Source organism: Campylobacter sp. IFREMER_LSEM_CL1085 (assembly GCF_025772235.1).
In the GTDB taxonomy this organism is placed as follows: domain Bacteria; phylum Campylobacterota; class Campylobacteria; order Campylobacterales; family Campylobacteraceae; genus Campylobacter_D; species Campylobacter_D lari_D.
The window spans coordinates 20,176-33,227 of record NZ_JAKMRU010000009.1 but is presented as its reverse complement, the minus strand read 5'-3'; the positions used below and the strand labels follow the sequence as shown (position 1 = coordinate 33,227).

The window sequence follows — 13,052 nt, the reverse complement described above, 5'->3', positions numbered from 1 at the left end:
GACTTCACAAAGGATAAAAAATGAAAAGTATTATTGCTTTTAGTATAGCTTTTGTGGTGCTAATAGGCGCTAGTATTGGTTTTTATATGTGGTATTTTGAAGATGATTCAAATACTTATGTATATGATTATAAAAAAAGTAGTTCTTATCAAAGCTACACTCCGCCAAGTACTCAATACAATCAAGAAAGAAATAATATAAGTGATAATACTTATTATCCATCACAACAAATAAATCCGGAGTCTTTAAAAGAAGAAATTCCAGTACAAAATAATCCTATCATAGATGAAAATACAAGCACTCAAGAAGTCGCGCCAACAACCCAAACAAATATAGCTGAAGTTTCTAAAAATGAAACTATTACTCCTAAAGTAGCCCAAGAAGAACAAAAAGTTCTCGTTGAAAACAACAAACAAACAAGCATAAAAAAAGAAAAAACAACAAAATATAAAAATACTATGCAAGAATACATTACAAAAGGTAAAACTAGCAGATATGAACCAAGATTAAGTAATGATTTTGTTAAAGTTTATGTATTGGATGGAAAAAGTTTAAGTGATTATAGGGTTGATATGTTAAAAGAAATGATCAATCCTGTTAAAATTAATTCTCAAGATTATAATTTAACGATTTTTATCGATATGCTTTCAAATGACAATATGAAACTAAGCATATATAATAAAGATATTGTTTTTGCTAAAAATAAGAAAAAATACAATTATGTAGATGTTAAAATTTCTGATTTAAAATTTTTATTTGAAAGAAATGGATATAGTGAATACAGCAATGAAAATCTACTTGAAAAAATCAATCAAAATCTAGCAAGAGAAGATATACTCAAAAGAGTTAAAATTCAAGGTTATGCAGACGATAGAGGTAGCACTTTTGCAAACTATATGATAGGATTAAATAGAGCAATGAATGTGGCTAAACATTTCTTTAGTTTTACTGAGGTTATAGAAATAAAATCTTTGGGAAAAGACACCTATCCTACTAAAGATAAGTCTGATTCTCAAAGACAAAATAATCGTAAAGTAGAAATTAGTTTTTATAACTAATTTCTAAATTTCAAAACTTCTTTAACAATTTTAAGCTAACATAACAATTTATTTTCATTCTCAAGGTAGCAATTATGTATGATAAATCACTAGAAAAAGAATATTATAAAATTTGCGAAGAACGCGGATATTTTGAAATCAATGGTAATGAAAAAATTCAAGAAAAAGGTAAAAACTTTTGTATTATGATGCCACCACCTAATGTAACAGGTGTTTTGCATATAGGTCATGCTCTAACTTGTACTCTACAAGATATCACAACGCGTTATAAAAGAATGGATGGTTACAAAACTCTTTATCAGCCAGGACTTGATCATGCAGGGATTGCAACACAAAATGTTGTAGAAAAACAACTTTTAGCTCAAGGCATTAAAAAAGAAGAACTCGGTAGAGAAGAATTTATAAAAAAGGTATGGGAATGGAAAGAGCAAAGCGGTGGTACCATAGTTAAGCAAATGCGAATTTTGGGTATCACTCCCGCTTGGAGTCGTTTGCGTTTTACTATGGATGAAGGTTTAGTAAATGCAGTAAAAAAAGCCTTTGTGGATCTTTATGATAAAAAGCTTATTGTGCGTGGAAATTACATGGTAAATTGGTGCACTCATGATGGAGCATTAAGCGATATAGAAGTAGAACACAAAGAAAATAAAGGAAAATTATATTATTTAAAATATTTCTTAGAAAATTCTCAAGAATATATCGTAGTAGCCACCACAAGACCAGAAACTTATTTTGGTGATAGTGCTGTGATGGTTAATCCAAGCGATGAAAGATTTAAACACTTAATAGGCAAAAATGTCATTTTACCTTTAATAGATAGAAAAATTCCTATTATTGCTGATGAGCATGTGGATATGGAATTTGGTACAGGCTTTGTGAAAGTAACCCCAGCACATGATCATAATGACTATGAAGTAGGCTTAAGACATAAACTTGAATTTATTACCATCTTTGATGAAAAAGGTATTTTAAATGAACATTGCTTGCATTTTAAAGGCTTAGAAAGATTAGAAGCAAGAAATATTATTATAAAAGAATTACAAGAAAAAGGTTTTGTTGAAAAAATAGAAGATTATACTAATCAAGTAGGATATTGTTATCGTTGTAAAAATGTAGTTGAACCTTACATTTCTAAACAATGGTTTGTAAAAAATGAAATCGCAAAAGAAAGCATAGAAAAAGTTAATCTTGGTGGAAGCAAATTCTACCCTGCACATTGGATTAATAGTTTTAATGCTTGGATGAGGGATTTAAAAGATTGGTGTATTTCAAGACAACTTTGGTGGGGTCATCAAATTCCTGTGTATTACTGTGAATGCTCTCATGAATGGGCAAGCGAAGAAACTCCAAGTCAATGTCCAAAATGCCAAAGCACTAATTTCAAACAAGACCCTGATGTTTTAGATACTTGGTTTTCTTCAGGTCTTTGGGCTATGAGTACTTTAGGTTGGGGTAATAAAGACTGGGGTAAAAACACACTTTGGCATGAAGATGATTTAAAAGATTTTTATCCAAATTCTTTATTAATCACTGGTTTTGATATTTTATTTTTCTGGGTTGCTAGAATGATGTTTCAAAGCACTAATGCCTTAGGTGAACTTCCTTTTAAAGATATATATTTGCATGCTTTGGTTAAAGATGAACAAGGTAGAAAAATGAGCAAGTCTTTAGGTAATGTCATTGATCCTGTGCAAAGCGTGGATGAATACAGCGCTGATATCTTGCGTTTTACTCTTGCTCTTTTAGCTATCCAAGGTAGAGATATAAAGTTAAGCAATGACAAACTCATACAAGTTAGAAATTTTACCAATAAGCTTTATAACGCAAGTAAATTTTTACTCTTAAATGAAGAAAAATTTGAAGATTTAGATAAAAGTAAAATTCAAACTAACTTAGCAAAATACATGCTATCTCGTTTTGAAGTATGCGTAAAAGAAACAAGAGAAAATTTAGACAACTACCGCTTTAATGATGCGGCAAATACTTTGTATAGATTTTTCTGGGATGAATTTTGTGATTGGGGGATTGAACTTAGCAAGGCTGAAAAATCAAGTATAAAAGAACTTGGAAGTATTTTTAAAGAAGCATTAAAACTTTTAAATCCTTTTATGCCATTTATTAGTGAGTATTTATACCATGAGTTAAGTAAAACTTCTATCCAAACTCATGATTCTATAATGATTTCAAAATATCCTAAATTTAATTCTAGAAATGAAAAAATAGAAAAATTATTCAATATCATTATAGAAAGCATAGTGAGTTTACGCCGTGCAAAAACCCTAGTAGAGCTTGCAAATGCAAAAATTCAAAAAGCTTGTATAAAATTAAACGATGAGAGCTTAATGGGTGAGTTAAAAAATTACACTAATTTCATCTCAACACTTGCAAAATGTGAAAACATCGAGTTTATCAATACAAATTTAGAAAAATCCATTAGAGATGTAAGCGAGAATTTAGAAGTATTTATACCAACTCAAGATCTTGATTTAAGCGGTGTTTTAAATAGGCTTAATAGTCAAAAAACAAAACTTGAAAAAGAATTTAACAAGCTAGATGCTATGATGAAAAATGAAAAATTTATCTCTAATGCACCGGCTACGGTTGTTGAGCAAAATAAAACTCAACTTGAAAGCATTAAAACTCAACTTGAAAAAATCAATGATGAAATTTCTAATTTAGAAGGCTAATAAGTGATAAAAATACAAAATCTTAAAAAATATTATGGCAAAGAATTAGTTATAAATGATGTTTCTTTAGAAGTTAAAGAAGGGGAAATTTATGCTCTTGTTGGACACAGCGGGGCAGGAAAATCAACTTTGCTAAGATGTATTAATGGTTTAGAAAATTATCAAAGTGGTAGTGTGGAAGTTTTTGGTAAAGAAATAGCTACTTTAAAAGAAAAAGAGTTAAGAGTATTTAGAAAAGATATAGGGATGATTTTTCAGCATTTTGCACTTATGAGTAGAAAAAATGTATTTGAAAATGTAGCTATGCCTTTAGAAATTCATAATTTTGACAAAAGCACAATTCAAAAAAGAGTTAATGAACTTTTAGATCTTGTGGGACTTTTAGCTAAAAGCAAAGCTTATCCAAATGAGCTAAGTGGTGGGCAAAAACAAAGAGTGGCCATAGCTAGAGCCCTTGCTTTAAATCCTAAAATTTTACTAAGCGATGAAGCTACTTCTGCACTTGATCCAAATACTACAAATAACATTTTAGAACTTATTGCCACAATCAATCAAGAATTTAACATCAGTGTAGTATTAGTAACTCATGAAATGGAAGCAGTAAAACAAATAGCACAAAAGGCTGTATTGCTAGAGCATGGACAAATTATAGGTCAAGGGAAAATCGAGGATTTATTCTTAAAGCCAAGTGAAAAAATGCGTGAATTCTTAGGTGAGAGTGATTTTTTACCACTAAATGGAGTTAATGTGCGTTTATATTTTTGTAAAGAAAAAGCAAATCAAAGCATTATCACTCATATGGCTAGAAGTTTAAATATTGATTTTAATATAGTTTGGGGTAAGATAGAAAAACTAAACAACAATGCTTTAGGAAATTTGGTGATCAATATAGAAGCTAAAGATCAAGAAAGAGTTTTAAATTATTTACAAGAAAATGGCGTTATTTGGGAGCTTGTGTAATGAACTTAGAAACAATTTTGAGAAATTTTGAAAATATACTTTATCCAGCATTACTAGAAACTCTTTATATGAGTTTTACAGCCACTTTTTTAGCTTTTTTAATCGCGCTTATCCCTGCAATTGTGCTTACTATTACTGATAAAGGTGGCTTATGTGAAAACAAAAGCATTTATAGCGTGCTTGATTTTATCATTAATATTTTAAGATCTTTTCCATTTTTAGTACTTATTGTAGTTTTAAGTCCTTTTACAAAATATCTCATTGGTATTAGCATAGGAACAACTGCTACCATAGTACCACTTACCATAGGAATTGCGCCTTATTTGGCCAAAATGATTGAAAGTGCTTTTAAAGAAATTGATCCTGCTATCATTGAAGCAGCAAGATCTTATGGAGCTAGCAAAGCACAAATTATCTTTAAAGTTATGTTTAGCGAGGCTTTACCAAGTATTATTAATGGTATTACTTTAATTTTGATTATTGTTATTGGTTTTTCTGCTATGGCAGGAACTGTTGGTGGTGGTGGTTTAGGTGATGTGGCCATTCGCTATGGTTATGAGCGCTTTAGAACTGATATTATGATTCAAACTGTTGTGGTTTTAATTGTTTTAGTTCAAATCATACAATTTATAGGAAATATTCTTTATAAAATCACCAAAAGATAAACAATGAAACATAAACTTGGTATCTTACTAGCAGCGACTAAAAATTCAAGTTTTACCATAGGAACCTTGCTCATTAACATCATGGATGTTATGGGCGAAAAGGTAGATATATTTTATATTTTACATGATGGTTTTAGCTTGAATGATCAAAATATCATGCAAAAAATTGTTAAAAATAAAACAATTAAATTTATTCTTTTTACCCAAGAAGATTTTTTAACCACTCTTGATAAAAATCAAAACGATATTAATAATTTATTTTTCTTAAAAAGATGGACGCATATGGCTTTTGCAAGATTTGAAGCTTTTAAGTTTTTAGATGAATGCGAAAGTATTATCTATCTTGATTTTGATGTTTTACTTTTAAAAAGTATAGATGAACTTAGTAAATTAAGAGCTAGAAAATATCATTTTGGTGCAAGATTAGGTAAAACATTAATTCACACAGCACTGCCTTTAGAAAAAAAATATTTCAATAAGCGTGTATATCAAACAGGAATTTTAGTCTTTAACGATCTTATACCAAATCCTTTACAGTGTTATCAATTCATTTATAATTATCTTTCACAAAATACTAAAAATTGGCAAGATCAAGGAATTTTTTCCTTAATGGTTTATGAAAATCACTTTAAAGTCAAAGATTTAAAAGACAAATATACGGGAAGTACTCATTACCTTACAAATCTTACACAAAATGCTTCTATAGTTCATGCTTGTGGCACCAACAGTCGTTTTTGGAATAGTAAATTTTGCAATCAAACATGGCCTAAATGGCAAGAATATTATGAAAAATGGTTAAAATTTGGAGGAAGTAAATATATAGGCTCTTTTCACAAAGACAACAAGCAATCCATCCAACGCACAAGATATCATTTATCATACAAACTAGGTTATGCCTTTATAGAGTGTGCTAAGAATAAGAAAAAAATTCCTTTTTTACCTTTTACTCTACTAAAGATTTATTACAAACACACAAAACTAGCTAAACAATACCAAAAAGATTTGAAAACAAAACCTTACCTTAAACTTCCACCTTTATCAAGCTATGATGATTACAAAAGCGAAGGTATTAAAAATCAAAATACTTATTCTTATAAAATTGGAAAAGCCCTTATTAATGCTCAAAAAAGTTGGTATAAAGGTGGTTATATAAAATTTATAAAAGAACTTAAATGCTTTTCTAAAGAATATAAAAACAAACAAAAATAAAACTTTTCTCATCTTATTAATATTTTTACAATATAATCAAACATTTTAAAAAACTATAAAAAAGGAGTTAATATGAAATTGTTAAAATTGCTCGCTGTAAGCACAATTTTAGGTGCAAGTTTATTTGCTAATGAAGTTATCACTGTAGGTGCAACACCTGTTCCTCATGCTGAAATTTTAGAACAAACTAAAGATTTATTAAAAAAAGAAGGTTACACATTAGAAATTAAAGAATTTAATGACTATGTTTTACCAAATCTTAGTACAGATAGTAAAGAACTTGATGCGAATTTCTTCCAACACCAACCTTATTTGGATGAGTTTAATGCCAATAAAGGCACAAAATTAATTAGCGTTGCAAAAGTTCACATCGAACCAATGGCTGTTTATTCTAAAAAATATAAAAATATCCAAGATCTTCCACAAAATGCTACTATAGCTGTACCAAATGATCCGACAAATGAAAGCAGAGCTTTAGATATTATCGCTAGTACTAAACTAGTTAGTTTTAAAAATATCGCATTAAAAACTCCACTTGATATTAAAGATAATCCAAAAAATATCAAATTTAAAGAGTTAAAAGCAGCACAACTTCCAAGAGCTTTAGATGATGTTGATTTTGCAGTGATTAATTCAAACTATGCTTTATCGGCAAATTTAAATCCTGTAAAAGATTCTATTTTAATAGAAAGTAAAGAAAGTCCTTATGCAAATATCTTAGTAACTACACAAGATAATAAAGATAATCCTAAAATCAAAGCTTTAATAAAGGCTTTGCAAAGTCAAAAAGTAAAAGATTTTATCAATGAAAAATACCAAGGTGCCGTAGTTCCTGCATTTTAAAACAAACCTTGAGTTTAAAACTCAAGGTTATTTATTTTTTAATAAGTTCTGTGGTAATTTTAGCTATTTCTAATTCTTCTTCTGTTGGAACAATTAAAATTTTAATTTTAGAGTCTTTTTTACTAATCTCACCATTTCTAAGTTGTGTATTTTTATCTAAATCTATATCAAATCCCAAATGCGCTAGTCTTTGACAAACTTTTGCTCTAACAATATTATCATTTTCTCCAATGCCAGCTGTAAAAATCAACGCATCGACTCTAGGTAAAATCGCAAAATATGAGCCAATATATTTACTCAAACGATAACAAAACATATCAAGAGCAAGTCTTGCTTTTTCGTTATTTTCTTCAATTTGCGCTTCAATATCTCTAAAATCATTAAACCCACAAATTCCATAAACACCACTTTTTTTATTCATTATAGTATCTAAATCAGATGGATTTAAATTTAATTCTTTTGCTAAAAATGGCAATACAGCAGGATCAATATCACCACATCTAGTTCCCATAATCAAACCTTCTAGTGGAGTAAAACCCATAGAAGTATCTACGCATTTTCCATTTTCTATAGCACAAACACTCGCACCATTTCCAAGGTGAGCACTAATTGCATTAAATTCATTAATATTTTTATCAAGTATATGTGCAGCTTGTTTACTTACATAAGAATGTGAAGTACCGTGAAAGCCGTATTTTCTAACTTGGTGTTTTTCATAAAACTCATAAGGCAAAGCATACATATAAGCATAATCAGGCATGCTTTGATGAAAAGCTGTGTCAAAAACTGTCACATTGGGAACTTTTGGAGCTGCTTTTATCATAGTTTTAATACCTATTAAATGTGCAGGATTATGTAAAGGTGCTATATGAGAAACCCTATCAATTTCTTTTAAAATTTCATCATCTACTAAACAATGTTTAGTTAAATTTGGACCTCCATGAACTATCCTATGTCCACACCCATCAAGCTCATTTAAATCATGTAAAATTCCACTTTGAGCAAATAATTCATTTACTAATTCAATACCTTGCTCATGATCTTTAATTGCTAATTCTTTTTGGTATTTTTGACCACTTTTTAGATCTTTTAGTTCTATTTTAGAGCTTTGCTCGCCTATTTTTTCCACTAAACCAGATGCTAGGGCTTCATCTTTTTCAAAAAGCTTAAATTTAATTGAAGATGAACCTGAATTTAAAACTAATATTTTCATTTTTCTCCTTATTCTTGTGCTTGAATAGCACTTAAAATCACAGTATTAACAATATCTTCCACCAAGCAACCTCTACTTAAATCATTAATTGGCTTTTTAAGACCTTGTAAAATCGGGCCAATAGCTAAAGAATTTGCTGTTCTTTGCACTGCTTTATAGCAAATATTTGCCGCATTTAAATCAGGAAACACATATACATTTGCCTTTCCTGCTACTTTAGAATTTGGCATTTTACTTTTTGCTGTTAGCATATCATATGCTGCATCAAATTGTATAGGACCTTCTAGCTCAAGTTGAGGATATTTTTCTTTAGCTATTTTAGTAGCTTCTTTAATTGCATCCACGCTAACCCCGCTCCCACTATCTCCACTAGAATATGAAAGTAAAGCCACTTTAGATTCAAGTCCAAAAGCCTTAGCACTATTTGCACTCACATAAGCAATTTCAGCAAGTTGTTCAGGGGTTGGATTTGGCATAACAGCGCAATCAGCAAAAACCAAAACCTTATCTTCTAAAGACATAAAAAACATACCAGAAACCAAACTCACATCAGGTTTTGTTTTGATAATTTGCAAAGCAGGACGAATAGTTTCAGCAGTAGTTGTACTTGCACCACTTACCATAGCATGGGCTTTTTGAGTATGTACAAGTAAAGTCGCAAAATAAGTTTTATCTTGCACGAGTTTTTTAGCTTCTTCTTTACTCATACCTTTACTTTTTCTAGCTTCATATAAAAGTTCTTCAAATTCTTCATTATATTGAGAATTTTTAGGATTTATAATACGCACACCATCGATATTGATATTTAAACTATTAGCTTTCGCACAAATTTCATTGCTATCACCTAGCAAAATCAAATCAACAATTTCATTTTGTATTAAAAATTCACTAGCTTTTAATACTCTTTCATCAAAACTTTCAGGTAAAACTACTATTTTTTTATCTGCTTTTGCTTTTTCAAAAAGCTCATAAGAAAATCTTGCCTGAGTTTTATAAGTATATTCTTGTAATAAATCTTGAGTAAAATCTTCATTTTCTTTTAACAAAACAAAGTCGCTAAGCTTTTGGCTTAGTAAAAAATTTAACATAGTATAATTTTCATCTTGACTTTTTGCATACAATGGAGCGTTTAGCTCTTTAGCTAAGGCTATATTTAAACTTAAATCCCCCATCAAGCCAAAATCATCTACTCCAACTACTATAGTAAAATCATTTTCTTTTTTTGTTTTCTCAAAATCTTCAATAATCTTTTTAAAAAAATCATTTAAATTTTGAGTGAATTTACCTTGATACTCATTTTTTTCAAAACTACTAAAAAAATCTATTTTAAGATTTCTTTTTGTGCAAAATGAAGTAACTTTTTCTTTATTTTTTTCACAAAAAACAGGAAAGTAAAAAGCTATTTTACCTCGTACCTTTTCTAAACACTGCTGCAAAAATTTTTCATCAATGCAGTTTAACAAAAACATAGATTTCATTTTTTCCTCTTTATTTAACAAAATAATTGTTTTTTATAATATAATTATTTTAAAATTCATCATAATAATATAAGGTTATAAAGCTATGAAATTTAAAAATGTTAATTTTTACTTGTTACCTTTTGTAATGTTTGGCTGTAGTGCCACAGTTGATCCACATATTAATATGAAACCACCTACTTATGTAGAAGAACTAGCTCCTAAGCAAAATCATAATACTCAAAGCAATCCTGGATCGCTGTTTGGTAAAGGAGATAACCCTTTATTTTCTGATAAAAAAGCAATGAATGTAAATGACTTGGTAACCGTAGTCATTAGAGAAAATGCTACACAAAATTCACAAGGCTCTAAATCTACAAGCAAAAACAACAATGTAAATTTAGGCGGTGGACAAATAACTACAGGTGCCGGACTTAGCAAAGTTAGAGATTTTGTTAATGACTATACAAATATAGGCTATACCACAGCAAGTACTTCACAATATCAAGGCACAGGAAGCCAAACTAGAAGTGAAAATTTCCAAACTACAATTTCTGCTAGAGTAATTAAGGTTTTATCTAATGGAAATTATTTTATAGAAGGAAGTCGTGAGCTTTTAATCAATGGAGAAAAACAAATCATTCAACTAAGCGGGGTTATAAGACCTTATGATATTTCTCAAGATAATATGATAGATAGTAAATATATAGCTGATGCAAAAATTCTTTATAAAACTGAAGGCGATATAGACAAATCTACACGCAAGCCTTGGGGGACAAAATTTATGGAGACCATTTGGCCTTTTTAATAAGCTAAATGGTTTTACATAAAACTTGGTGCATCATTGGAAAATAAAATCAAATCCCCATTTTGAGTTAATCTTGATAAAGTTTGCACAAGTTGAGATTTTTCTTTCAATACATAAAAATCTAATGTGATATGTTTTTGTAAAATCACACTATTAGTCTCTGAAGTAATAATCACAAAATCAAAACATTCATTAATAATTTTACATAATTTTATATTTTCTTCTTCATTAACTTCAACTATACCAGGAGTTACCAAAACTCTTCTTCCTTGATAGCTTTTACAAAGCTCATAGCTTTGACTCATACCCTTAAAATTTCCATTAAAGCCATCATCTATGATAAATTTAGGCTCTTTAGAAATCACTTGCAAGCGATGTTCTACTGCCTTTAAATTCGATACGCTTTTTGTAATATTTTCTATTTTAATTCCTAAATAATATGCAAGCAAAATACACACGCTAATATTATAAGCATTAAAAGCACCTAGTAAATTTGCATGAAAGTCATAAATACTATCATCTAATCTTATTTTAAAATCCAATCCTTCCAAACTTGCCCTAACATCACTTAAATACTCATCATAAAATTCATTTTCATATAAGGTGCTTGAGTGTAAAAAGTATTTTTCCAAACGCTTGGATTTTAAAGCTTGCAACTTAGCTTTGCGGATATTATCTTGAGTTTTAAAATATTCCAAATGCGCCAAACCAATCTCACCTACTATGCAAATTTGAGGATTTAAAAACTCTGTAATTTCTAAAATATCATTTTGCTCTCTTGCACCAGCTTCTACGATATAAATTTCAGTATTATTTTCCAAATTTTCATTGATATCTTTTACTATACCCATAAAAGTATTAACACTTCTTGGAGTCTTATAGCACTTAAACTCATCTTTTAAAAGTTCGTATAAAAAATTTTTTATACTTGTTTTTCCAAAACTTGCAGTTATTAGAATAATTTTTAAATTTGGATTATCACAAATCTTTTTACTTGCTTTTTTTATAAAACTTTTCTGATTAATTTTTTCCACAAAAAAGCTTAATAAAAATGTAACTACTAAAGCTTCTAAACCGATCCAAAAAAATGGTATAAATATCAAGCTAAAAAGCGACAAAAATAAAAAATAACGCTTAATCCTAGCAGTAAAAACTAACTTTTTATCTAAATTTTTATATAAATATCCACCATATAGTAAAGATAGAGCAAAAACTATAAAATATAAATAAAAATTTCCACTATATAAAGAAAATACAAAAGCAAAATAAGGAATTATTAAAAAATACAAATGCCATAAAGGTTTGGGAAAGTGTAAAATTATGCGTGAAAATTTATAAGAGTACCATTGTAAGGCTAAAATCAGATAAAATCCAAGTAAAAAATTTAAACTTAAAAAAGCTATCATACTAATCATTTTTAAAAAATTCCTCATGTATTTTTTCATTTATAAAATCAGCATGTTTTAAAAAGAAAAAATGATCCCCATCTAATGCAAAAAATTTCCCTTTTTGTGCTAAAGAATGGATAATTGCTCCGCTTTTTAAAGGTGTAGCCTTATCTTCATTACCCCAAAAAATCAAAATAGGGTTTTTAAGCTTTTGAAATTCATTTTCTAAATTTTCATTAACAACCTTTTTAAAGGTTTCATACATCACTTCATTCATGCCTTGAGCGTCTTTACTAATAAAAAATTTCCTCCAAAAATCCCCATAAGGGAGATTTTTCAAAATTTTAAACAAGGCTATTTTAAACTTCACTTTAAAACTTTTTGGTAAGACCACGCCTGCACTAGAAAGCAAAATCAAACCTTGAAAATTAGCATTTTGGCACATAATAGTCGCAACTTTTCCGCCAAAAGAATGCCCCATTAAGTAATCTGTTTTTTGCTCAATTGTAGTTAAAAAGTCTTCTACAACCTTTGCATAAGCATAAGAATCCATAGGTGCGTCTATACTTGAATTTCCAAAACCAGGTAAATCTAAATAAATTTGCTTAAAATCACTCAAAGGCTTTTCAAAAGCTTGCTTCATAAGCTCTTTATTAGCACCCCAACCATGCAAAACAAGAATTGTTTTTTCGCATTTTGGATTGATGATTTCATAACTTAAATTATAAAAATACCCATTAGAATATACTCTAGTTTTTGCCATT

At 29.2% G+C, this 13,052-nt stretch carries 10 protein-coding genes and 1 pseudogene; 7 read left to right on the top strand and 4 right to left on the bottom strand.

Annotated elements, in window-relative coordinates; all coding sequences use genetic code 11:
• The first annotated feature begins 20 nt into the window (after positions 1 to 20).
• The 6 genes and pseudogenes from L8W56_RS05005 (at position 21) to L8W56_RS04980 (ending at position 7,422) form a co-directional block, all read left to right on the top strand.
• On the top strand, positions 21 to 1,058 hold the full coding sequence (locus L8W56_RS05005; RefSeq protein WP_263659600.1) for a hypothetical protein: 1,038 nt from the start codon (positions 21 to 23) through the stop codon (positions 1,056 to 1,058).
• 74 nt (positions 1,059 to 1,132) lie between these two features.
• Positions 1,133 to 3,745 carry a valine--tRNA ligase gene (locus L8W56_RS05000; protein WP_263659599.1) on the top strand — a complete coding sequence of 871 codons (2,613 nt, stop codon included), beginning with the start codon at positions 1,133 to 1,135 and terminating at the stop codon, positions 3,743 to 3,745.
• Positions 3,746 to 3,748: 3 nt separating this feature from the next.
• A complete protein-coding gene (locus L8W56_RS04995) occupies positions 3,749 to 4,705 on the top strand; it encodes a methionine ABC transporter ATP-binding protein (RefSeq protein WP_263659598.1) in 957 nt (318 codons plus the stop codon).
• Between the two features lie 2 nt (positions 4,706 to 4,707).
• Positions 4,708 to 5,364: pseudogene (locus L8W56_RS04990) on the top strand (methionine ABC transporter permease); the annotation flags it as partial.
• A gap of 9 nt (positions 5,365 to 5,373) precedes the next feature.
• Positions 5,374 to 6,579, top strand: a complete 1,206-nt coding sequence (locus L8W56_RS04985; protein ID WP_263659597.1) for a glycosyltransferase — start codon at positions 5,374 to 5,376, stop codon at positions 6,577 to 6,579.
• Between the two features lie 72 nt (positions 6,580 to 6,651).
• Complete coding sequence (locus tag L8W56_RS04980; RefSeq protein WP_133319226.1) at positions 6,652 to 7,422, top strand: MetQ/NlpA family ABC transporter substrate-binding protein; 771 nt, start codon at positions 6,652 to 6,654, stop codon at positions 7,420 to 7,422.
• A gap of 31 nt (positions 7,423 to 7,453) precedes the next feature.
• Here L8W56_RS04980 and L8W56_RS04975 read toward each other — a convergent pair whose 3' ends face one another.
• Both L8W56_RS04975 and pta read right to left on the bottom strand, forming a co-directional pair.
• Positions 7,454 to 8,635, bottom strand: a complete 1,182-nt coding sequence (locus L8W56_RS04975) for an acetate kinase (protein ID WP_220566646.1) — start codon at positions 8,633 to 8,635, stop codon at positions 7,454 to 7,456.
• 8 nt (positions 8,636 to 8,643) lie between these two features.
• Positions 8,644 to 10,113 carry a phosphate acetyltransferase gene (gene pta / locus L8W56_RS04970; RefSeq protein ID WP_318529805.1) on the bottom strand — a complete coding sequence of 490 codons (1,470 nt, stop codon included), beginning with the start codon at positions 10,111 to 10,113 and terminating at the stop codon, positions 8,644 to 8,646.
• Between the two features lie 85 nt (positions 10,114 to 10,198).
• Here pta and flgH point away from each other — a divergent pair, with 85 nt between their 5' ends.
• Complete coding sequence (flgH, locus tag L8W56_RS04965) at positions 10,199 to 10,900, top strand: flagellar basal body L-ring protein FlgH (RefSeq protein ID WP_133319229.1); 702 nt, start codon at positions 10,199 to 10,201, stop codon at positions 10,898 to 10,900.
• A gap of 14 nt (positions 10,901 to 10,914) precedes the next feature.
• Here flgH and L8W56_RS04960 read toward each other — a convergent pair whose 3' ends face one another.
• Together L8W56_RS04960 and L8W56_RS04955 are read right to left on the bottom strand one after the other, a co-directional pair.
• Complete coding sequence (locus L8W56_RS04960) at positions 10,915 to 12,315, bottom strand: Mur ligase family protein (protein ID WP_263659596.1); 1,401 nt, start codon at positions 12,313 to 12,315, stop codon at positions 10,915 to 10,917.
• The gene (locus L8W56_RS04955; RefSeq protein WP_263659595.1) at positions 12,308 to 13,051 is read right to left on the bottom strand and encodes an alpha/beta fold hydrolase; all 744 of its coding nucleotides are present in this window, start codon (positions 13,049 to 13,051) and stop codon (positions 12,308 to 12,310) included. Before L8W56_RS04955 ends, L8W56_RS04960 begins: the two co-directional genes overlap by 8 nt.
• Between the last annotated feature and the right edge of the window lies 1 nt (position 13,052).